The sequence below is a fragment of the Ensifer sp. LC384 genome (genome assembly GCF_001695865.1).
Taxonomy (GTDB): domain Bacteria; phylum Pseudomonadota; class Alphaproteobacteria; order Rhizobiales; family Rhizobiaceae; genus Ensifer.
In genome coordinates this window covers 109,003-131,446 of sequence record NZ_MBST01000002.1, presented here as the reverse complement: position 1 = coordinate 131,446, position 22,444 = coordinate 109,003, and the positions used below count along the sequence as shown (strand labels likewise).

Annotated in this window: 19 protein-coding genes; 6 read left to right on the top strand and 13 right to left on the bottom strand. The window is 63.5% G+C overall.

Annotated features, from left to right (window positions below):
- The first annotated feature begins 87 nt into the window (after positions 1 to 87).
- Both BC363_RS03835 and dinB read left to right on the top strand, forming a co-directional pair.
- Positions 88 to 2,154, top strand: a complete 2,067-nt coding sequence (locus BC363_RS03835) for an ATP-dependent helicase (protein WP_065786106.1) — start codon at positions 88 to 90, stop codon at positions 2,152 to 2,154.
- Between the two features lie 201 nt (positions 2,155 to 2,355).
- The gene (dinB, locus tag BC363_RS03830; protein ID WP_244519796.1) at positions 2,356 to 3,396 is read left to right on the top strand and encodes a DNA polymerase IV; all 1,041 of its coding nucleotides are present in this window, start codon (positions 2,356 to 2,358) and stop codon (positions 3,394 to 3,396) included.
- A gap of 259 nt (positions 3,397 to 3,655) precedes the next feature.
- On the opposite strand, the gene BC363_RS03825 is transcribed toward dinB, so the two are convergent.
- Entirely contained in the window at positions 3,656 to 4,627 is a 972-nt protein-coding gene (locus BC363_RS03825) for a 3'-5' exonuclease (protein ID WP_065786107.1), read from the bottom strand.
- A gap of 441 nt (positions 4,628 to 5,068) precedes the next feature.
- Positions 5,069 to 5,491 carry a RidA family protein gene (locus BC363_RS03820; RefSeq protein WP_065786225.1) on the bottom strand — a complete coding sequence of 141 codons (423 nt, stop codon included), beginning with the start codon at positions 5,489 to 5,491 and terminating at the stop codon, positions 5,069 to 5,071.
- A gap of 310 nt (positions 5,492 to 5,801) precedes the next feature.
- Between BC363_RS03820 and BC363_RS35030 the strand changes: the two genes are divergently transcribed.
- A complete protein-coding gene (locus BC363_RS35030) occupies positions 5,802 to 5,951 on the top strand; it encodes a hypothetical protein (RefSeq protein ID WP_161952430.1) in 150 nt (49 codons plus the stop codon).
- 157 nt (positions 5,952 to 6,108) lie between these two features.
- Here BC363_RS35030 and BC363_RS03810 read toward each other — a convergent pair whose 3' ends face one another.
- From BC363_RS03810 to BC363_RS03770, 9 genes are all read right to left on the bottom strand, one after another.
- A complete protein-coding gene (locus BC363_RS03810; RefSeq protein WP_065786108.1) occupies positions 6,109 to 7,794 on the bottom strand; it encodes a Na/Pi cotransporter family protein in 1,686 nt (561 codons plus the stop codon).
- Positions 7,795 to 7,823: 29 nt separating this feature from the next.
- Complete coding sequence (locus BC363_RS03805) at positions 7,824 to 8,429, bottom strand: histidine phosphatase family protein (protein ID WP_065786109.1); 606 nt, start codon at positions 8,427 to 8,429, stop codon at positions 7,824 to 7,826.
- On the bottom strand, positions 8,426 to 9,526 hold the full coding sequence (locus tag BC363_RS03800; RefSeq protein ID WP_065786110.1) for an ABC transporter ATP-binding protein: 1,101 nt from the start codon (positions 9,524 to 9,526) through the stop codon (positions 8,426 to 8,428). The genes BC363_RS03805 and BC363_RS03800 overlap by 4 nt, the downstream gene beginning before the upstream one ends.
- Complete coding sequence (locus tag BC363_RS03795; protein ID WP_141690215.1) at positions 9,523 to 11,208, bottom strand: iron ABC transporter permease; 1,686 nt, start codon at positions 11,206 to 11,208, stop codon at positions 9,523 to 9,525. The genes BC363_RS03800 and BC363_RS03795 overlap by 4 nt, the downstream gene beginning before the upstream one ends.
- A gap of 117 nt (positions 11,209 to 11,325) precedes the next feature.
- Entirely contained in the window at positions 11,326 to 12,447 is a 1,122-nt protein-coding gene (locus tag BC363_RS03790) for an extracellular solute-binding protein (RefSeq protein ID WP_083223689.1), read from the bottom strand.
- 24 nt (positions 12,448 to 12,471) lie between these two features.
- Positions 12,472 to 13,308: a MurR/RpiR family transcriptional regulator gene (locus tag BC363_RS03785; RefSeq protein ID WP_083223690.1), complete on the bottom strand. Its 837-nt coding sequence runs from the start codon at positions 13,306 to 13,308 to the stop codon at positions 12,472 to 12,474.
- Between the two features lie 305 nt (positions 13,309 to 13,613).
- Positions 13,614 to 14,714 (bottom strand): ABC transporter substrate-binding protein, encoded by a 1,101-nt coding sequence (locus tag BC363_RS03780; protein WP_065786112.1) that lies wholly within the window; start codon positions 14,712 to 14,714, stop codon positions 13,614 to 13,616.
- Positions 14,711 to 16,096, bottom strand: a complete 1,386-nt coding sequence (locus BC363_RS03775) for a sensor histidine kinase (protein WP_065786113.1) — start codon at positions 16,094 to 16,096, stop codon at positions 14,711 to 14,713. The genes BC363_RS03780 and BC363_RS03775 overlap by 4 nt, the downstream gene beginning before the upstream one ends.
- A complete protein-coding gene (locus BC363_RS03770) occupies positions 16,086 to 16,760 on the bottom strand; it encodes a response regulator transcription factor (protein ID WP_065786114.1) in 675 nt (224 codons plus the stop codon). Before BC363_RS03770 ends, BC363_RS03775 begins: the two co-directional genes overlap by 11 nt.
- 255 nt (positions 16,761 to 17,015) lie before the next feature.
- Here BC363_RS03770 and BC363_RS03765 point away from each other — a divergent pair, with 255 nt between their 5' ends.
- The 3 genes from BC363_RS03765 (at position 17,016) to BC363_RS03755 (ending at position 20,128) form a co-directional block, all read left to right on the top strand.
- Complete coding sequence (locus tag BC363_RS03765; RefSeq protein WP_065786115.1) at positions 17,016 to 17,987, top strand: tripartite tricarboxylate transporter substrate-binding protein; 972 nt, start codon at positions 17,016 to 17,018, stop codon at positions 17,985 to 17,987.
- A 134-nt stretch (positions 17,988 to 18,121) separates the two neighbouring features.
- A complete protein-coding gene (locus BC363_RS03760; RefSeq protein WP_065786116.1) occupies positions 18,122 to 18,580 on the top strand; it encodes a tripartite tricarboxylate transporter TctB family protein in 459 nt (152 codons plus the stop codon).
- 24 nt (positions 18,581 to 18,604) lie between these two features.
- Entirely contained in the window at positions 18,605 to 20,128 is a 1,524-nt protein-coding gene (locus tag BC363_RS03755; protein WP_065786117.1) for a tripartite tricarboxylate transporter permease, read from the top strand.
- Between the two features lie 128 nt (positions 20,129 to 20,256).
- Here the strand turns inward: BC363_RS03755 and BC363_RS03750 are convergent, their stop codons facing one another.
- Together BC363_RS03750 and BC363_RS03745 are read right to left on the bottom strand one after the other, a co-directional pair.
- Positions 20,257 to 21,111, bottom strand: coding sequence for a MurR/RpiR family transcriptional regulator (locus tag BC363_RS03750; RefSeq protein WP_065786118.1), 855 nt, complete (start codon positions 21,109 to 21,111; stop codon positions 20,257 to 20,259).
- A gap of 166 nt (positions 21,112 to 21,277) precedes the next feature.
- Positions 21,278 to 22,357 (bottom strand): spermidine/putrescine ABC transporter substrate-binding protein, encoded by a 1,080-nt coding sequence (locus tag BC363_RS03745; RefSeq protein ID WP_083223691.1) that lies wholly within the window; start codon positions 22,355 to 22,357, stop codon positions 21,278 to 21,280.
- Positions 22,358 to 22,444 lie beyond the last annotated feature (87 nt).

Genomic DNA, 22,444 nt, shown 5'->3' with positions numbered 1-22,444 from the left:
CCTCGGCATCGCCCGCAGGTCCGGGCAATCGGTCTCGGCACTCGGCGCAAGGGGTAGAATCGGCAGAGACTTACCGGGGACTTCGGCGTGGCGGCGGCCTATCTGGAAAAATTGAATGACCGACAGCGCGATGCCGTCGAGTTTGGCGTAACCGCACCGGGCGAAACCATTGCGGGGCCGCTCCTGATCATCGCCGGCGCCGGATCGGGCAAGACGAACACGCTCGCCCATCGTGTTGCCCACCTCATCGTCAATGGCGCCGATCCTCGCCGCATTCTGCTGATGACGTTTTCGCGCCGCGCTGCATCCGAAATGGCGCGACGGGTCGAGCGCATCTGCGTCCAGGTGCTTGGAACAAACGCCACCGTTGCCACCGACGCGCTCACCTGGGCGGGAACATTCCACGGCATCGGCGCGAGACTGCTGCGCATCTACGCCGAGCAGATCGGGCTGAATGTCGACTTCACGATCCACGACCGGGAAGACAGTGCCGACCTCATGAACCTCGTCCGGCATGAGCTTGGCCTCTCCAAGACCGAGAGCCGGTTTCCGACCAAGGGCACCTGTCTCTCGATCTACTCGCGGGCGGTCAACTCCGAGACGCCGCTGAGTGAGGTCTTGCGCGCGCACTATCCCTGGGTCTCCGGTTGGGAGGAGCAGCTGAAGCAGCTGTTTTCCTGTTATGTCGAGGCAAAGCAGGCGCAGAACGTGCTCGATTACGACGACCTGCTGCTCTACTGGGCGCAGACCGTCAGCGTCCCGGAACTCGCCGAGGACATCGGCAACCGTTTCGACCATGTGCTGGTCGACGAATATCAGGATACCAACCGCCTGCAATCATCGGTGCTGTTGGCCTTGAAGCCGGGCGGCAGGGGGCTGACGGTCGTCGGCGACGATGCCCAGTCGATCTATTCGTTCCGGGCGGCGACGGTGCGCAACATCCTGGATTTTCCAGGCGAGTTCACCCCGCCGGCGGACGTCATCACCCTCGATCGAAACTACCGTTCCACCCAGACGATCCTCGCCGCCGCCAATGGCGTCATCGATCTCGCCCGCGAACGCTTTACCAAGAACCTCTGGACCGAGCGGCAGTCGGCGGAAAGGCCAAAATTGCTGGCGGTCGTCGATGAAGCCGACCAGGCACGCTATATCGTCGAGAAGGTCTTGGAGAACCGGGAGACAGGCATGACGCTGAAGCAGCAGGCGGTGCTGTTTCGCTCATCGAACCACAGTGGACCGCTCGAGGTGGAACTGACCCGGCGCAATATCCCTTTCGTAAAGTTCGGCGGGCTGAAATTCCTCGACAGCGCCCATGTCAAGGACATGCTGGCGGTGCTGCGGTTTGCCCAAAACCCGCGGGATCGGGTCGCCGGCTTTCGCCTGCTGCACATGATACCGGGTGTCGGCCCGCAGACCGCCGGCAAGATCCTCGACGCAATCGCCGCCGATCCGGAACCGCTGGCAGCACTCGCGGAAATACCCGCACCGCCGCGCTCCGGCGACAATTGGAGCGCTTTCGTGACCCTGATCGAGGGCTTGCGCAAACAGGCGGGCGGCTGGCCGGGCGAAATAGCCCAGGCGCGCGAATGGTACGAGCCGCATCTCGACCGGATCCACGAGGATGCGGACACCAGAAAGGCCGACCTCCTGCAGTTGGAGCAGATCGCCGGCGGCTATCCCAGTCGGGAACGGTTCCTCACCGAACTGACGCTCGACCCACCGGACGCGACCAGCGACCAGGCTGGTGTGCCGCTGCTTGACGAGGACTACCTGATCCTTTCGACCATCCATTCGGCCAAGGGGCAGGAATGGCGCTCGGTTTTCATGCTCAATGTCGTCGACGGCTGCATCCCCTCCGACCTTGGCGTCGGCACCACGCACGAGATCGAAGAGGAACGCCGGCTGCTTTACGTCGGCATGACGCGGGCAAAGGACAGCCTGACGCTGATCACCCCGCAACGGTTCTTCACAAGCGGGCAGCACGCGCAGGGTGATCGCCACGTCTACGCCTCGCGCACGCGTTTCATTCCGGCGACGCTGCTGCAGTTCTTCGAAACGGCATCCTGGCCGGTGGTCAGCGCCGCCGCTTCCGAGCGCAGCGCCAGGCAGATCCGCATCGATGTCGGCGCCCGCATGCGCACCATGTGGAAGTAAGGAGCGACATGTGCCGGACGCCCGCAAATCGCACGCCGACCTGTTTGCTCAGCCAGAGTCCCCATTCCAAGGCGAGCAACCAAGGCCATGCTCTGGCATGCCGTCATGAACGCGGCCGGGCATAGCGCCCCCGTGGCCGAAAGGCAGCCTGCAGCCCATGCGGCAGGAACAGAGCGACAGCGCAAGATCATCCACATCGACATGGATGCCTTCTATGCATCGGTCGAGCAGCGCGACAATCCGGAACTGCGCGGCAAACCGGTGGCCGTGGGCGGTGCGGCAGCGCGTGGCGTCGTCGCCGCGGCAAGCTACGAGGCGCGCAAATACGGGGTCCATTCCGCCATGCCGTCCGTCACGGCAAAGCGAAAATGCCCCGACCTCATCTTCGTCAAGCCGCGCTTCGACGTCTACCGGGCGGTGTCGCACCAGATCCGCGAGATCTTTGCCGAATATACGCCTGTCATCGAACCGCTGTCACTCGACGAGGCCTATCTCGACGTGACCGACAATCTGAAGGGCATGGAAATCGCGACCGAGATCGCCGAGGAGATCAGGGCAAAGATCAAGGCGGCGACGAACCTGACTGCCTCGGCCGGGATCAGCTACAACAAGTTCCTCGCCAAGATGGCGAGCGACCAGCGAAAACCGGACGGCCTGTTCGTCATCACGCCCAAGAACGGGCCGGCCTTCGTGGAAGTGCTTCCGGTGAAGAAATTTCATGGCGTCGGACCGGCGACGGCCGAGCGGATGAAGCGCCTGGGCATCGAAACCGGCCTTGACCTGCGGCAGCAGTCCCTGGCGTTCCTGCAGGAACATTTCGGCAAATCCGGCCCGTACTTCTACGGCATCGCCCGCGGCATCGACGAACGCCGGGTGCAGCCCGACCGGGTGCGCAAATCGGTTGGTGCGGAGGACACCTTTGTCGAGGATATTTTCGAGTTCGAACCGGCTAGCGCCGAATTACTGCCATTGGTCGACAAGGTCTGGCGCTACTGCGAGGCGCACGGGATGAGCGGCAAGACAGTGACCGTCAAAGTGAAATACTCGGACTTCACCCAGGCGACGCGAAGCAGAACGCTCGGCGCACCGGTCGGCGGTGTGCCTGAAATATTGGAGGTGGCAGTTGTGCTACTCAGATCGGTCCACCCATTCAAGCGCGGCGTGCGCCTGCTTGGCGTCACCCTGTCATCGCTCAACGGCAATGATGAGGAAGCCCGCTCACAACTAGAACTTTCTTTCTAAAGATTGGTCTGTCCCGAAACGAAAAAGCCTGCCGCGGGAGGAGATGCGGCAGGCTTTTTAAATGGATTGAATGGCAACCGGGAGGAGGAGTGTCGCCATTCCGGCAAGCGCTCATTGGGAGGAGGAGAAAGCGCCTGCACACTCGAAGTCCTGCGGGAGGAGATGCATCGCTTCGATGAGTTGACCATACAAGAAACCGCCCGATTTCGTAGATTGAAGTTCGCAGACCAGCCATGCGCTCAGCGCCGGTCGGACGGGCTCATCGGGCCTTGAAGCGCTCGAAAGCCGTCAGCCGCACCATTGGCGGATCGGCCTCGCTCCAGCGGTAGATTTCGGTTCTGAGGTAGCGAAGCTCCTCGTTCAGCCCCTCTTCAGCGATCTCGATCCACCAGGATTTGGGGCGCCCGTCGCTGCCGTCGGACCAGCGGTAACCGCGGCCCTTCAGATGATCCTTCATTTCGAAGGGGCTGTTTTCCGCATAGAGGCGGACGCGCGATCGCTGGCTTGCCGCATAGAGTTCGGCAAACGGTGTCTGCTGCGGCTGATCGGCGGGGCCGGCGATCACCTCAAGCAGGGCAAAGCAGTCGTCGACGGCGCGATGGCCGTCATGGAAATATCCCGCCTGACCGATGAGATAGCCGAGCTTCGTGCCCTCGAAACCGCGGTCGCTCCAGCCGATCTCCGAGACCGAGCAGGCCCAGGCCTTCTTCTCGAAGATCGGCGAGAAGGCCTCGCAAAACGGCCGGTCGAACCCGGCATTGTGGGCGATGATCAGATCGGCGCGTTCGACAATGGCCTGAAGCCGGACAAGGTCGATCGCCTCGCCGGCGACCATTTCGTCGGTGATTCCAGTAATGCGCGTGATTTCGGCAGGAATGGGTCCGCTCGGCTGCCGCAGACCACCATAGACGTCGATCACGTCGCCGATGGCCCCATGAGCGTCGAAGGTGAACGCAATGACGCCGATCTCAACGATCTCGTCCTTGCGATGGTTGAGGCCGGTGGTCTCGGTGTCGAGGATGACGCCGACGAGCGGAAACTCCGCTCGCGGCTCGGCCACGACGGGACGCGCCTCGAGCTTCTGCAGAACGCGGTAGCGACCCGTCGCCTCCAGATGATCGACCATGGCCCCGGCGCTCATGCCAACAGCCGCGCGTTGGGACGCGCGCTTGGAGCGTGTACCCTTCTCGTCCGGATCGGACGAAACAAACATGTCGTATTGCAATGCCATCAGTCCTTCTCCCGGAACTTTTGGCGAAAGGGAAGACCGAGCGCCCATCGCGCCATCACTTTCCCGCTCTGTCAACAGACCTATGGCGAGAGGGCCGGATTTAACCTGGGAAAACTGTCATCGGGCGATCACGCCGCAGGCGATGATCGACGTGGGAGCCGATGCGGACGTGATCCTCATCTGCGATCTGGAACCGGGCAGCCCGACGTTCCCACAGGGCGCTGGGCGCGCGCGATTGCCCGGGTGCGGGCGCAACTGCAGTGCGGCGCGACGGTCTGCTCTACCTGCAGCGGCTCGCTGCTACGGAAGCCGGCCTGCTCGACGACAAGGACGCCGCCGCGCACCCCCTCCCGCCTCCGCCGACAGCGCAAGCAGGCACGACAGACTCTCGTTCTCGAAGCGTCGGACGGGCGCCATCCTTGGCGCCCGGTAGGGTCTCAATTAGCCGAGCGCCGCAACAGCCTCGATCTCAAACAGCATGCCATCGAGCGCCAGCCGCGGCACCGGGATCAGCGTGCATGTGGGCTTCGCACCTTGACCCAGCGCCGCTTCCAACTCTGCGCCGAAGACATGCAACCGTTCTTCGGAGTGATCGACGATCAACACCGTCAGCTTGACGATGTCGCTCGCATCAGCGCCGGCCGCGGCAAGGGCAGTACGCAGATTGCCAAGCGCCTGTCTGACTTGTAGCCGGAAATTCGGATCGAGGATCCCGTGCTCGTTCTCTCCTCCCTGGCCGGCGATGAAGACCAGCCGCGTGCCGGCCGAAACCAGGCCAACATGGGAGTAGCCATTGGCCGATGCATCATAGAGCCCGGCAGGATTGAAGAGGCGAATAGACGATTTCGAAGGAATGGACGACATTGTTAGGTTTTCCTTTTGTGATGCGAAGAAACCATCGAAAGCGCCGCGTTTGACGCCGCGGGTCGACGTGGTGGCGTGTTCGGGCTCCATACCGCTTTGACGATCCGGCAGCGGGCTTCGTGACGTGGTCAGTGAAATTGTTTCGAGCGCAAGCGGGCCGCCTGCCGGAAACGCCAAGGCGGCACAGGGCAGATAGCCTCTTGGATAGCCTGACGGCGACCTTGATTGCCATGGCGGCAATGACGTAGCTAGAGGCAGGCGGTTCGACATATCGGTCCAACCGTCTCCGCATCACGGCAAAAGGTGCCCCATGAACGAAGAAGCGAAAATCGTCCTGTCCCCGCTCTCGCAGGAATTCTCCCGCGACGGCATCACTGTCACCGTCGAAATCTCCCGGATCGAGGACGGTAGCGAATGGGCGCTCGAAGTCATCGATACCCAGGGCATGTCGACGCGCTGAGAGGACCTGTTCCCGACGGATGCCGCCGCTCTCGCCGAATTTCTCAGCGCGGTCGAAGAGGACGGCATGTCCGTGTTCGTGATGCCCTCGGCGCTGCACTGACAGGCTTGCGAATTCTCCAGCACCGGGCCGAACAGCACCACGTTTAATCTTGCACTCACGCCAGCCGCTCGCTCAAGGCAGACGTGCGAAGGCGGGTCGTGTTCAACAGGCCGGCCGCCTGGATCAGCGGGTAAGCGGCGGCCGCTATGTGCGAATTGATCCGGTGCAGGTCGCCGATGACATCGATGAACAGGGCATTGCTTCGCAGATTGATGCCCTTTTCCATGCCCTCGCGGCCGAGATGCTCGTTGATCGCGCGCTCCTCGAGGACGCGGAAGCGATCCTTCTGGGATGCCAGACGCGCCGCCGCACCGATGTCGCGTGACGATAGGGCCGCCGGCACCAGCAGCAACGAGATTGCAACCTCCCCGCAAAGGACATCAAGGGCCTCGCGCTGGCTCGGTGCGAGCTGGATGTCCTGCTTGATCTTTGCCCGGATGCGGTCGGCCAGATTGAGCTTGATCACATCGCCGGCATGCTCGAGATTGCTGGCGAAAAGCATGATCTCGAAGGCGCGGCGGGTATCGCCGCCCGACAGCTCACCCTGGGTCAGCCGGCCGAGATAGGCATGGACCGAGCCCAGGTAGGTACCGAGCTTGAGATCAATGGCGTTGACCTCCTTCAATGCCTCCAGTCGGTTGGAAGACAGTGCCGTCAGCGACGTCAGGAACATGCGCTCCAGGAGCTCACTCATCCGGACTGTCTCCATCGTCGCATTGGAAAGCGCGATGGCGGGCGTCGCCAACGAAACGCTGTCGAGATAGCGCGGCGACGCCAAGGGATCATCGGCGACTTGGGCATTCGGGATCAGCCGGTCGACGAGGCGCACGACGACTGGGGAGATCGGCAGGAACACGGCTGCGACCGCCAGGTTGAATGCGGCGTGCAGCCCGACCGCGACATGCAAGGGATCCATCGGCAGGCGCGCGGCGAGATCGACGATCTGTCGCGCCAATGGCAACAGTGCAATCGCTAACAGGCCGCGGCAGAACAGGTTGGCGACCGGAAGCTTGCGGGCGATGGACGGTTGATCGAGGGTCGTGCTGACGGCAGGCAGGCCGCCGCCGAAATTGACGCCGAGGATCAGGGGCACGGCACCGGCCACCTCAAGACTGCCATTGGTCAAAAGCGAAGCGATCAACAGGATGACCGCGAGCGTCGAATGGCAGAACCAGGCGAGGGTCGCCCCGACGAGAAAACCGAGAACCGGCTCATTGGCGATCGCGGCGAGAACATCGTGAAACAGCGTTGCCTCGCGCAGGGGAGCGGTGGCCGAAACGATGACCTTCAACGCCAGCAGCATGAGGCCGAGTCCCATCATGATGCGGCCGGCGTTTCGCGGGCGAAACTCGCTCGACGCACCGAAGGTGAGATAGCCCGCAAACAGAAAGAGCGGCGCCATTGTCGTTGCCAGCGACGAGCCCGATGCAAAGAGGCCGGAGACAAGCGCCGAGCCGATATCGGCGCCGAGCAGAACCGCAAGGCCCGTCGCCGCCCCGATCGCGCCGGCGCCGGCAAGACCCGCGATGATCAGGGCCATGGCCGTGGCGCTGCCGAGAACGGCGGTGGCGGCGATGCCGCCACCGAATGCGGTCAGCCGGTTGGACAGGCGCTGCTCGACGAACCGCTGCAGCCGATCGCCCCATCCGCGCATGACGCCGGTTCGAACCATCCGCACGCCCCAGAGCAGGAGCGCCACGCCGCCGAGCAGTTCAACAATGACAAACGTTCCGGAATTCATGTCCAGCGCGGCCCTTCCACTCGGAGCGATCAATCGGCGACGGAAATGTCGGGAGCGACAGATCCGATATTGTAGCCTTCGAGCTGCGCTGCAGATCGGTCCGGCACGGGAAAGTTCAGGATGGTTGCCGTTCCGGGCGTAACCGGGACGACACGCGACGGCGGCAGGTCGAGAAACTCGTGGCAGGCCGCGCGGATCACCCCACCATGGGCCACCACCAGCAGGTCGCCGTCCGTCCGCGACATCCAGTCGCGAACCCCGTCGGCGACGCGGTTGCGAAAGGCGGTCCAGGTTTCGGCATTGGCAGGCGTAAAGGTACCGGCGCGCCAGGCGGTGTAGTCCTCCGGGCGCTCGGCGATCAGTTCCGGCTTGCGCCGCCCCGTCCACTCGCCCATGTCGAGCTCGCGAAAGCGCTCATCGGACGGCGCGTCCGGATGCCCGATGAGGGCGACGGTCTGGCGCGTCCGGCCGAGGTCGGAGGCGATGATGCGGGCGGGCTGCAGCGCCTTGGCATAGGGGCGAAAACGCCGGACCTGGGCCACGCCGCGTTCGGACAGCAGCGAGTTGTCCTGACCCTGGAGGCGTTGCTCGGCGTTCCACTCGGTTTCGCCATGGCGCATGAGGATCAGCCTCATTGATTTATCCTTTCTCCGCTGACGGCAAAGACCGCGTCAGGTGTCCGTATGAATGACAGTGTGACGGCATCCCCAGGCATTGCGCTGAAGTAACCCTCCGCCATGCCGGTGACGCGGAGGTCGCCGAGCATGGCAGTGACCATCGTGCGTCCGGCGATCGGTGCGGCTTCGGCAAAACGCGCGATTACCGACGGCTTGCCCGGCACCGCGCCGACACAGACATCCTCGGCGCGATAGAGAAGCTGCACCTCCGCATGGCCGGGCGCGATCTCGCCCTTGACCAGTGGCGTATCGTTGAAGACGAACATGTCGGCAACCCGGTGCGTCGGCAAAAGGTTCGCCGGCGGTGTGCCGAGAAAAGTGGCGACAAAGGTCGTTGCCGGGTTGCGCAGCAGATCGATCGGCTTGCCGAACTGCTCGACACGACCATTGTTGAGCACCGCGACATGCGTCGCCATGGTCATCGCCTCCACCTGGTCGTGGGTGACATAGACAGATGTGGCGCCCGTGGCCCTGTGGATGCGCATCAGTTCGCTGCGCATCTCGATGCGCAGCTTGGCATCGAGGTTCGACAGGGGTTCGTCGAACAGGAGAATGCTCGGCTCCGGAGCGATCGTGCGGGCGATGGCCACGCGCTGTTGCTGCCCCCCGGAGATTTCCGCCGGATAACGCTCGGCAAGGGCGCCGATCCCGAGCAGGGCAAGGACCTCCTTGACGCGACGATCACGCCTTTCACGCGGCCATCGCGCAACCTTGAGCGGCCAGGCAATGTTGCCGGCGACCGTCATGTGCGGCCAAAGCGCGTAGCTCTGGAAGACCAGACCGGCGTTGCGGCGGCCGGCATCGGCGATGACGCCGCCGGCACCACTCGACACCGTCTGGCCGACAAAGGCGATCTCGCCTTCGCTCGGACCCTCCAGCCCCGCCAGCATGCGCAGCAAGGTCGACTTGCCGCAGCCGGAGGGGCCGACGAGCACCAGGAACGAACCGGCCGGAACCGAAATGTTGACATCCTTGACCGCCGTGAAGGCGCCAAATCGCTTGACGAGGTTGCGGATCTTGATGGCGTCCGCAGCACCGGTTGCAAGTGCGTTCATGACTCTTTCCATTTCTGGACACGGTTCTGGAGGCCGTGGGCCAGAAACGAGGCCGCAAGGCAGACGGTGAGGATGACGAGGGTGATGGCGTTGGCGAACTGCATGAAGCCCTCGGCGGCGTAGCGATAGGCAACCATGCTGAGCACGGGCGACGTCGCCGTGAACAGGAGCACGACCAGCGAGAGATCGCGCACCATCTTGACGAAGACGAGGATTGCTCCGGCGAACAGTCCACGGATCGCAAGCGGGAAGATGATCGCAAACAACCGGCGAAGCAGGCCCGCCCCGGTCAGCCGCGCGCTTTCCTCTATGTCCGCGGAGATCTGGCCGAGAACCGATCGGCCGGACTGCACGGCAAAGGGGAGATTGTGCGCGGACGCCGCGATGACCAACAGCGCGAAGGTACCGTAGAGCGAAGGCAGCGGGCCGATCGGCGCACCGAAGAGGGCGATGTAGGCCGCCGCAAAGGCAATGCTCGGCACCAGAAGCGGAATGAAGGCAAGCTGGCTGAGGATCGTGGCAACCAGGCTGCCGCGCCGCTGGACGATCGTGTAGGCGAGTGCCAGCCCGAGCAGCATCGTCGTCAGCGCGACGACAAGCCCGAGACGGATCGTGTTCCAGATGGCGTCGAGAAGCACCGGATTGCGGAAGATGCCCGCCTGCCCCTGGGCGATCTCGCCGCCGCCCTCACCGATCCAGAAATGCAGCGTCCAGTTCGAGAACAGGGCACCGCTTTGAGGCGCAAGGCTGGAAGCAGCAAGGACCAGAACGGGTGTCACCGTGGTTAGAAGGCCGATGGCAACGGCAATCGCGAAGAGCGGCCAGCGCCACACGCCAAGGGGAAAACGTTTCGTTCGGCCGCCCTTGCCCGTGACCGTGATGAAGGCCTTGCGACCCGAGACGATACGGTCGGACATCCACAGGAACAAAGCCGAGACGGCGATCAGCAACAGGGCAAGCACGAAGCCGCGCTCGTTCTGGCCGGTCTCGATCATGCCGAAGAGGCGGGTCGACAGCGTCTGCATGCGCACGGGAAGCCCGAGAAGCGCAGGTGCTGCGAAGTTGGCAACGGCACCGGCGAAGGTGAGCGAGGCTGCGGCGATCAGCGCCGGCGTGACGACGGGCAGGATGATGCCGAAGAAGATGCGGGGGCGCCTGGCGCCGGCCATCTGGCCCGCTTCGACGAGGTCGGCCCCAACCGAACTCAGGGCAGCGGCGATGATCGTATAGGCCAACGAATAGTAGTGGGCGATCAGCACGACCGCGGTCGGCGCCAGCCCCCAGGCGAGCCAGTCGGGAATGATGAGACCATTGGTTTCGAAGAAACCGGCAGAGCCGCCGAGCCGGGAGTTTCGAAACAATGTCCCCCAGGCAAGGGCGGCGGCGAAGCTCGGGATCATATAGGGCAATGTCGCCATCAGCCCGAGCAGGCGACGTCCCGGCACGTCTGTGAGCACCACCAGCCAGGCCAGAAAACCGCCGAGGATGAGACAGCCGCTGGCAACGCCGAAGCCGAGAACCATGGTGTTGAACAGCGGCCGCCACCACAGATTGAAGGACAGCGGGCTGACAAGCACCGCCTGCCACGCCTCGACGCCCGATGGGGTGAGCGTCGAGAGAAGGATGCGAACAAGTGGCGCGACCACCAGAACGGCGACGATGGCAACAAGGATTGCCGGCATGATGAAACCTGATCGGAGCAGCCGGCTGCCACCCGATGGCGCGAAGGTCGATATGGATGTCATTTGCGAACCTCGGTGCTTGCCGGCGCGGCCTCAGCTGCGCCGGCAAGCAGCCCGTTACTGAAGCGTGATGATGAGATCGGAGACGCGCCCGCGGGCAGCGGCGGTCTTGGCCGGATCGATGGTCCAGGCCTTCAGCTCATCAAGTTTGACCGAGTCCGGATGGTGGGCGATGGTCGTTCGCGTGGCATAGTCGCCGGGAACGTTGAAGGGTTCGAAGCCGGCGCCTCCCGTTGGCGTGTCGTCGCCGAACATGAAGTCGATCAGCAACCGGGCGGCGGCCGGATGCGGCGCCTTGTCGGCAATGGTCAGGACCGCGGGAAACAGAATGCCGTTGGCCGGCTCGACATTGTTGGCGACCTGCAACGCCCAGCCCTCCTTCTCGTTATCGCGACGGTCCGAATAGGTGCCGAAGCCGACAGGCGGGTTCTTAGCATTGGCATCACCGACCGACTTGTTGAGCACGTCGCTGTTGGGGACGAGGATCAGATCGTTGGCAAAGAGGTCCTTGATGAATTGTTCGCCGGCACCCTGAAGATCGGCATCGACGACGATGTTCTTGCCGAACTGTGCCGTGTAGGCCGCGGCCATCTCATCCGGATGCAGCGCGATCTCGGTCAGGAGGTCGAGCAATTCGCCGCGCTGGCTCGGATCGACCATCAGCACCTTGCCCTGCCACTCAGGCTGGGTCAGCTGCCACAGGTTGGTGACGGGAGAACCGCCGGGGAACGCCTTCTCGTTGTACATCAGCACCTTGGTCGACAGGCGCTGGGTGAGCAGCGGCCCCTTGTAGCGATCGTCGATCTGCGCCGAGACGCGCGGCGGGACATAGTTGACGATGCGCTTGGCTTCGAGAAGCTTGCTGAAGACCACAGGCGTATCGGCGATGTAGAGCACGTCGACGGCGTGCACGCCCGCCTGCTGCTCGGCCTCCAGGCGCGCGATCTGCTTTGTCGAGCTCATGTCGAGCCCGATCAGATCGACGCCCGGATAGGCCTCCTCGAAGGCTTTCTCGATCTTGGCGATGCGGCTCGACAATGAAAAGACGGTGACGCTGCCTTCCTTCTGCGCGAGCGGCAGCAGCTGTTCGGGCGTCATGCTATCCAGATCTGCCGCTATTGCTGCTGTGGGCAGCACGACGCAGGCCGCGAGTGCGGACTTCATCAGTCGCTTCAACATGGTTTCCTCCTCCATTTTCCCCAGTCAATCGAAGTCGTTGAATAGCTCCGATAGTTTCTCCAGCCTGCCGATCACCTCGCGTTCATGCCGCCCGGCGATCGTCAGAACGATGCCGTTGACGATGGCAAACGGGATGGTCGGGGTCTGAAACTCGCTTCCCGAGCGCCCCCGCGGCGCGGCGAGCATCAGGTCAGCAACCGGCTCCATCAGCGGGCCGGCTAGGTCCGAAATCAAAATCGTCCGCGCGCCGACGCGTCGGGCATGCTGCACCAGCGGCGCGTAGCTTTGCGGCTGTTTGCGAAAGGCGAGCGCGATGACGATGTCGCTCTTGTCCATGCTGACCATGCGCTCGGCTATGTCCCGGCCGCGCCCGGTGAGTGAGATCGTCGTCATGCCGAACCGATCGAGCCGCCGCTGCAGGAACCCTGCGACGGACTGCGCATGCCCCTGGCCGAACACGAACACCCGGCGCGCGTCGAAGATCATGTCGGCAGCCAGGTCCACGTCACTTTGCGGCACCGAGCGGGCGAGTGTCTCCAGGGCCGAGATCTCCGCGGCGATCAGGTCGGTCAGATAGTCGCCGTGCTCGACCTTGGCGACCGAGCGGCGCATGCGGGTGGCGGCATCCTGATCATCAAGCACTTCGCGCTGCAACTGCGCGCGCAGATCGGGAAAGCCCCGGTATCCCAGCTTCTGCGCCAGACGGGTGACCGTCGCCTCGTGAACGCTGGCGCGCTGCGACAGCTGCGGGCCGGACAGAAAGGCGGCCTCCGCCCGGTTCTCGAGCATCGTCGCGATCAGCTTCTGATCCGCCTCGGTCAGCCTTTTCGATTGTGCCTTTATGCGATCGATGAGTGTCATGGCGCTCTACAAGTTTCTTTGCATGACACATCGTTCAAGCAAATCAACTTGCAGTCAAGGCAAGCTTCGCAAGATTCTTTGCAAGGGTCTGCAAGGCCCGATCTCACACCCGAAAAGCAGTCGAATTTCGGAGGTTTTGCGCGATTGTCCGCCAAAAAATGCGCCTAAAATGGCACCGGACTGCCGCTTGCGACAGTGCCTGATGCAACCGCGAAAAATCTTTGCAAAGGGCCGCAAAGGCACTGGCGCTGTCACACCTTCAGTGAAGATGCTCCGGGTGAGGTTCTTGACGGATAGGCGTGGCCCTACGGTGCGTCGCCCGGCGCGCTCCCACGGAGAAGACGCGTCCAGTCGTCGATGAAGGTGGACCGCTGCAACTGATCCTGGGCAGCAAGCAGCGCCGGACCGATGCGGATCGGCCGGCCGATGCCGGATTCGATCAGCTTCGGTGGTCCGTCGACATTGGCCGGAAGCGGTCCCGTCCGCGAAAAGAAGAAGGCTTTCCGCCTTGCGACCTCCTGCCCCCGCTCCGAAAGCAGGTAGTCGAGAAAGCGACCCGCCAGGTCCGGTCGCTTGACGCCCTTCGGGATCAGGACGCCGCGGCTGAGGATCAGCGTATAGTCCCGTGGCAGGACAATGCGCAGCTTCGTGTTCCGCCGCGCCGCCGCATAGGCATAGGATCCGAGAATATTGTAGCCGATATAGACGTTGCCGCTGTCAATTTCGGACAGCACGGCATTGTTGCAGCAGCGCAGCACCGCCTGGACGCGGCTGAGGCTTTCGAGCAGCCGGCCATAGGTCGTAGAGGCCTGCTGCGCATCGAGGAAGGCGAGGAGATAGCCGATGCCGGACTGGCGCAGATCGTAGGTGCCGATGCGGCCACGATAGTAATCCGGCTTGAAGCGCAGCAGGTCCGTCAGCTCGCCGTGGCTATGGGGCACATCTTCCGGCGGTACGAAATCCTTGTGATAGACCATGACCGACGGCTCGAAGGTGAAGCCGTAGACCTCTTCCCGCCAGTTCGCCCAGTCGGGCACTTCAAGCGTTTCGGCCGAACTATGGGCCACCGCGCAGCCGTCGTTAGCAAGCTTGACGAGCTGGTCGACCGAGGACGACAGCAGGATGTCGCCAAAGGCCTGCCCATTGCGGCAGGCGGCATCCGCATCCCGATAAAGGTCGTTGGTCACATAGTCGGTGTAATCGACGGCAACGTCCGTTGCCAGCACCTGGAAATCCCTGACGAGCGGCTCCATCGCCTCGATGTCGGTCGCGCCATGAATGACGAGGCGGCCGCGCTCCTGGTCCACCGCCGGAAAGAAGGCCCTGACACCCTCAACGGCCATCCCCGACGTCACGCCGGAAAGAACGATCGCGCCGGTTAGTGCAGCGAGTTTCCTGTAGGTCATCGCGCGCCCTCGACATATTCAGGCAGATCGAGAACGACCGTGAAGCCGCGCTCCCCCTTTTCCTGAAATCCGATCGCGCCTTGATGCGCCGACGCAACTTCGGCGGCGATGGCAAAACCGAGGCCCATGCTGCCCTCCCCTGTCTTCGAGGTCACGAAACGTGCGGTGACGTTGCTCCATTCGCTCGGTGGGATGCCGGGGCCGTCGTCCTCGACCTCGACGCGCGCGCGGCCATTGCTGCCAAGCACGCGCACGGCAAGGTGCGAGACGGTTCCGTGCCGCAGCGAATTGTCGATGATGTTGGCGATCGCCTCGCGCAGGCTGACGGCATCGCCGAGCACGACGATCGGCTGCGGCGCAGCCTCGAACGAGATGACGATATCAGGATCGACCGTAATGGGGATGGCCGCGCGGAAGGCCTTGCGTGCGACATCGGTCAGATCCACCGGCTTGAACCGCACCGAGTCAGAGCGGTGGATGACCATGGCATGGCTCAACAATTGATTGGTCAGCCGCGCCAGTTGCCCGACCCGCTTTCGCACCCGGCCGAGATGCCTCCTGCCGATCTCGTCCATCTCGTCTTCATCGAGCATGTCGACCTGCGCCGACAATGCGGTCAGCGGCGTCCGGATCTGATGCGCGGCATCGGCGATGAAGCGCTGCAACAGCGTCACGCGCTCGTCCAGACGCCCCATGAAATGGTTGATCGAGGCCGTGAAGGGGCGCAGCTCGCGTGGCACGTCGACGTTCACCGGGGTCAGGGCCTGCGGATCGCGGGCGCGCAAGGCAGCACCGAGCGCGCTGACGGGCAGGAGCGAATACCTGATAGCAAGCACCGTGCCGGCGAGTGCCAGCAGGCTCATGATGCCGACCAGGATCATCGCGCGCGACGTCAATTCGCCGGCCAATGCCCGACGCGCCTCGGTCGTCTGCGCCAGAACCACATAGGACCAGCCGGAGAAAGACGGATCGGAAAGCGCCCGCGCCGCCACGACGATACGCACCGGAACGTCGCGATAGCGCGCCGAGAGGAAGACGGGTGCTGCCCGGGCGGACATCAGGTCCAGATCCGTCTGCAGATCTTCGTAGCCGGTCAAGGTCCGCATGTCCGGTCCGATCACCCGGTAGAAGATGCGGTCGCGCTCAGCAAGCCCGAGCAGTTCGAAGGCGGAGGTGGGAAGGGCAACGGCCAGGGTGCCGTTGTCGACCGTCATGTTTGCCGTGATCTGGATGGCGGCGCCGAGCAGCAGCCGATCATAGGCATCGTCCGCCGCCGCACGCGCGTAGTACCACGCTGCGACGGCAAGCAGCGTCGCACCGCCACAGAGGACCAGGGCGACCCGAACGACCAGCCGCGAAAACAACGATGTCTCACGCCGCATCGTCAGCCACCAGTTGATAGCCGAGCCCCCGGATTGTCACGATCCGAACTCTTGAGCCTTCGATCTTCTTGCGAAGGCGGCCGATATAGAGCTCGATGGCGTTCTGGTTGGCGCCGTCCTCGAAACCAAAGAGATGATCAAGCAACTCATCCTTGCCGAACACGCGCCCGGGCCGCGTTGCCAGCACCTCGAGCAGGGTAATCTCCCGCCGCTTCAACTGTACCTCGCGGTTGCCGACACGCACCGAGCGGCTGTTGCGGTCGAGCACGAGGTCGCCGCATTCGATGAGATTGGTCGGATCGCCGGCCCGTCGACGCAATAACACCCGCACCCGCGCTTCCAGCTCGCGAAAGTCGAACGGCTTGACGAGGTAATCGTCGGCGCCGAGATCGAGCGCTCCGACGCGATCTTCGATTTCGGAGCGCGCCGTCAGCACCAGGACCGGCGTCGTCTTGCGGCCGGTACGCAGGTGCCGCAGGATCTCGAACCCGTCGAGCCCCGGCAACATCACGTCGAGGATCACGAGATCATAGTCGGTAAAATCGAGTATGTCGGCGGCGGCCTGCCCGTCCGTTTGCCAATCGACCGTGTGCCCGACCTTCTCCAGACGCCGGCTGATCGCCTCCCCGACATCCCTTGTGTCTTCCACCAGAAGGATGCGCATGACGAAGCAGTGACATGGAAAAATCCGGCGATCAACCCGGCGGATCTGGCCGAAACCGTGACAGCATGGTGACAGGTTCGAGGAGGAAGAAAGAGAGCCTGCCCGCTGGACTGAGGAGCGGAACGGGCCTGGAGGATTGCCATTTTCGAGGGTTGTGACGGTGGGCGCGCAGTGCTGTCCGCCAACGCCGTGTGGTGCGCTTCCGGTCCCTTCTGCGGGAGGCAGGCGGATTTCATGGAGGATGGGAGAGAGACCATGACCAAAAGCATGTTGAAGACAATTGCCGCGGCCGGCTGCTTCGCCGCGATCGCGTTTCCGGCAGGAGCCGAGCCGGCAAAGCCGGAATGCCTTGCCGGCGCCAAGCCGGGTGGCGGCTTCGATCTCACCTGCCGGCTGGCGGCCAATGCCCTGCTGGAAGCCAAGGTCATCGGCAAGCCGATGACTGTTACCTATATGGAGGGCGGCGTCGGTGCGGTTGCCTATAATCATGTCATCGGCAAACGCGGCAAGGACGGCAACCTGATCACGGCCGCATCGTCGGGCTCGGCGTTGCTGCTCGCGCAAGGCAAATTCGGACAATACGACGAAAGCGCCGTGCGCTGGCTCGGCGCGCTCGGCGCCGACTACGGCGTCCTCGTCGTCGCGGCCGACTCGCCCTACAAGAACCTTGGCGAGCTGATCGCGGCCTACAAGGCAAATCCCGCCGACTTCGCGGTCGCCGGCGGCGGTGCCGTCGGCTCGCAGGACTGGATGAAGGGTTCGCTGCTCGCCAAGGCCGCCAGCCAGGAGCCGAAGCAGATGCGTTACGTGGCGCTCGAAGGCGGCGGCGCGGTGCTGACCGCGCTCGAAGGCGGCCACGTCAAGGTCGGCGCTGGCGATGCTGCGGAAATGGCGAAGCACCACGTTGCCGGCAAGGTCCGCGTCCTCGCGGTCATGTCGCCATCGCGGCTCCCCGGCGATCTCGCCGAGGTGCCAACCGCCAAGGAGCAGGGCATCGACATCGAGTGGCCCGTCTGGCGCGGCTACTATGTCGGCAAGGATGTCTCCGACGAAGACTACAAGTGGTGGGTCGATGCCTTCGCCAAGCTCGCCGCCACGCCAGAGTTCACCAAAGAGCGCGACGCGCGCGGGCTCTATGAGTACACGCTGATCGGCGATGACTTCGACGGTCAGGTCAAGGCCGATGTCGCCCGCTTCAAGATCCTCGCGAAGGAAGCCGGTATGTAACCGAAGGACCTGGGGCGGTGCCTTCGCCGCCCCATATTCCCGCGCGGTATCGGCACAGCAGGTTCGGTCGCGTTGCGATCGCACGACGAGAACGCGCGCCTATCCAAGCCACAGAGAAATATTGGAGTGTCACCATGTCTGACGGCATGTCTTCATCCGCATGGGTGGGCCGCATCGGCGGCATCTGCCTGCTGTTGCTCGCCCTTGCCTATGGTATCGGCGGCAGCCAGATCGAGTACGCCTTCGCCTCGGACCCGCTCGGTCCGCGGGTCATGCCGGTACTGCTGGCGGTCCTTCTGGCGGTGTTGTGCCTCGTCTACCTCATCCGCCCCGGCGTTTCCGAACGGTTCCCGCGAGGCCGGCTTCTTGCCCGTGTCCTGGCGGTGCCGACCCTGCTGGTCGCATCGGTCCTGCTGCTCGAGCCCGCCGGTTTTGCCATCTCCATCTTCGTTCTGGCCGCGGGCGTCGGTTGGATCTTCGGCGCGCCTTTCCGCCTGGCGATTGCGGGCGCTTTCGGCCAGGCCCTGCTGTGGTGGTTCGTCTTTTCCTATCTTCTCGACGTCTATCTGCCCGTCGGTCATCTGTTCGGCTGAGCCCCGGGCGAAGGAGACATTCCCATGAATTTCGATTATCTCTGGCAGGGCTTTTCCGTCGCCCTCACCATGCAGAACCTGCTGATCGGTCTCGCCGGTTGCTTCATCGGCACCCTCGTCGGTGCCCTGCCGGCCATCGGCCCGATCAACGGCATCGCGCTTTTGATGCCGATCGCCTATACGATGGGCCTGCCGGCGGAAAGCACGATGATCCTGCTCGCCGCCGTCTATTGCGGCGCGGAGTATGGCGGGCGCATTTCATCCATTCTTCTCAACGTGCCCGGTGATGCCGGCGCCGTCATGACGGCGCTCGACGGCTATCCCATGGCAAAACAGGGCCGCGCCGGCGAAGCGCTGATGCTGTCCGGGCTTTCGTCCTTCGTCGGCGGCATGCTGGGCGCACTCGGCCTGGCGCTGTTCGCACCGGTGCTGTCGGGGCTGGCGATCGGCTTCGGGCCGGCGGAGTATTTCGTGCTGATGGTGTTTGCCTTCGCCACGCTCGGCTCTATGGTCGGCAGCCAGCCGGTGAAGACGTTGATCGGCTGCACGCTCGGTCTGATGCTGGCGACCGTCGGCCTCGACGCCACCTCCGGCGCCTACCGCTTTACCTTCAACGAGCCCGAGCTTGGAGACGGCATCGACTTCGTGGTGCTGGTGATCGGCTTGTTCTCGGTGTCCGAGGCGCTGCTGATGCTGGAGCACCAGGCAGGCGGCGTCACCGTCATACGCAAGCTCGGCCGCATGACCGCCCGGCTCGACGACATCCGCAAATCCGTCGGCGCGACGCTGCGCGGCTCGGCCATCGGCTTCGTCGTCGGCGTTCTGCCGGGCACCGGCGCTTCGGTATCGAGCGCCCTATCCTACACGACGGAAAAGCGGATCTCCGATACCGAGGGCACCTTCGGCAAGGGCGATGTGCGCGGCCTGGCCGCCCCGGAAGCCGCCAACAACGCAACAGCCTGCGGCGCCTTCGTGCCAATGCTGACGCTTGGCGTGCCGGGTTCCGGCACCACCGCCGTCATGCTCGGCGCCCTGATGCTCTACAACATCCAGCCCGGCCCGATGCTGATCACCGAGCGACCGGAGGTCGTCGGCGGCCTCGTCGCCTCGCTGTTCATCGGCAACATCCTGCTGCTGCTCCTGAACCTGCCGCTCGTCAACATCTTCGCCCGGGTGCTGACGGTGCCGAACTGGCTGCTCGTTCCCGGCATTCTGGTGCTGTCGATCGTCGGCGTCTATTCCACCCACGCCTCGGTCTTCTCGATCCTCTTGATGCTGGCGATCGGCATGGCCGGGTGGCTGTTGCGGAAAGCCGGCTTCGACATGGCGCCGATCATCCTCGGCTTCGTGCTGGGCCATGTCATGGAAGTAAACCTGCGCAACGCGCTCGCCATCAGCGGCGGCGATATTTCCATCCTGTTCCAGAGCAAGATCTCGATCATTCTCTGGATTCTCGCGATCGCAATGGCCGCGCTGCCGCTTGTCGCGGGACGGCGTTCGAAATCCAGAGCGCTTGCAAAGGCTGTTAGCCCGGAAACATCAGCCTAGACAGTGTGTCACCTGCTGGCCGTCTCTACATGCGACGGCGGCCAGCAGGGATGGGCTTTTGGAAACGGGACCCCGGATGTTCCGTTGCCGGCGCCGGGCGAGAGCAACGCCGACACCCGTCGCACCGCTCAAGCCTCGAAATCGCCGAACACGTCCTGCAGCCGCGTCAGCATGCCGACACGTTCGCTGACCTCGTCGCCGAGAACGACGATGACGTTGCTGAGCATCAGGTCCATGACCGCAATCGTCGTGGCCGCGCCGTCCCACAAGGGGCCATGTGAACCCGGGACGACAAGGCAGATATCGGACACTTCCGCTGCCCAGGGGCAATATTCGTCGGTGTAGAGGATGACCTTGACGCCGGCCCGGCGTGCCTCCATCGCGAGCGGCTTCGCCTTGGCCGCGAAGCGCCGCACGTCGTGCAGGAAGAGCACGCGGCCCTCTACCGAACCATCGAGCAGCTCCGAATAGGTGCCGTTCACGCCGTCGACGAACTGGACCCGCGGCCGGGTGTAGGACAGCTGGCTGGCAAAATACTGGGCGATGCCGCGCACGTTCTGAAAGGCGGCGACATAGACCTCGCTGGCGCCGATCAGCGCATCGATCGCCTGCTGCCATTCCGGCGAGGTCGTCAGCTCGTAGACCATGCCGAGATTATTGATCTGTTCCTGGATCAGCCCGGCGAGCAGCTTGCCCTCGCGAATATCCTCGCGCAGCCTGTCGACGGGTCCCTTCACCTGCCAGGCCGGGTTGGAATTGCCGCGTCGCAGCTCGTGCTTCAGCTGGTCGAGCCCATCGAAGCCCATGCGCCTGAGGTAACGCCCGATGGTCATCGGCGACAGCTCGAGACGGCTCGCGATCGATTTCGCCGTTTCGAACGGGATCTCGGCGAGATTGCGCTCGATGTAATGGGCGATGAGCTTGTCGGATTTCGACCGCCTGAGTTCCTCGCTCTGCACGAGCTTCAGGATTCGTTGTGCCACGTCCCCTCCCCGGAGGTACTCCCGCCCGCTTACAGCGCCGCGCGTCAAACATGACGCGCAAAGGACGCTGTAATGCTTTCAACTTGCTGCATAATTCTATCCGTAAATCGGATCCGATTTACGGAATTATGCAGTGGGCGGGCGGAATTGCCGATCTTTACCGCCTTTACTGCGCCGTCTTCACCTTGGTCCAGACGCGATCGAGCTGGCGCACGCCGGAGCCCAGGTCCTCGAAGATCTGGAGCCGTTGCATCGTTTCGGGCGTCGGGTTGATCTCCTTGCTATTCTTGATCTGGTCGGGGGTCAATTGCCGCGCCGGCACGTTGGCGGTGCCGTTGGTCTGCTGGGAGACGTTGAGCGCCGCCACTTCAGGGCGGGTGTAGAACTGCAGGAACTTGATGGCGTTGTCCTTGTTCGGCGCCGTTTTCAAGACGCAGATATCCTCCTGATACATGGTCGCCCCCTCCTCGGGGATCACGTAGCCGAGGTCCTTCTGGTTGGCGAAGACGTCGACCATCGCGCCGACGAAGAAATGCCCGGCGGCCACGTCGCCGGACTGCACCATGGGCCGGGTATCGTAGGTGAAGGCCGCGACGTCAGGTTTCATCGCGATGATCGTATCGGCCGCCTGCTGCAGCTCTGTGGGATCTGTCGAGTTGACCTTGTGTCCGTTGAGGATCAGCCCAACTGCCAGAACCTCGCGCATGTCGTCGAGGAGGGTGAACTTCAGGCCCTTTTCCTTGACGGTCGCGATCAGGTCCTTCCAGCCGACGACGTCCTTGCCCAGGACCTTGCGGTTGTAGACGATGCCAACGGTTCCGAAAGCGTAGGGCAGGCAATATTCGCCCTTGGGATCGCTCTTTGCCCTCAGGAACGCCGGGTCGATGTTCTTGAAGCCCTCATAGGCATTGATATCGGTCTTCTCCAGCAAGTCGAGCTTGGACATGATGTCCTGCATGTGCACCGACGGGAAGACGACATCGTAGCCGGTCGCACCGCCCTGGATCTTCGCCAGCATCTCCTCGTTGGAAGAGTAGGTTGAAAGATTGACCTTGATCTGGGTCTCTTCCTCGAATTTCTTCAGAACCGCCGGATTGATGTATTCGCCCCAGTTGTAGATGTTGAGCTCGGCCGCATGGCCGAGACCCGTCGTGGCGATCAAGGCGGACAGCGAGAATGCAGCGGCCCGTGCGGAGCCGAAGAGTTTGGCCCTGGTCGCCCGGATGACGCGGCTTGCTTTTGTCATAGATAGTCTCCTCTAGTGGTTCATGGGGCTTGCGACCCAGGGTCGGACCGTTCCCTGGTCCTTGCCCGGCTCCGGCTTCTGCGGCCG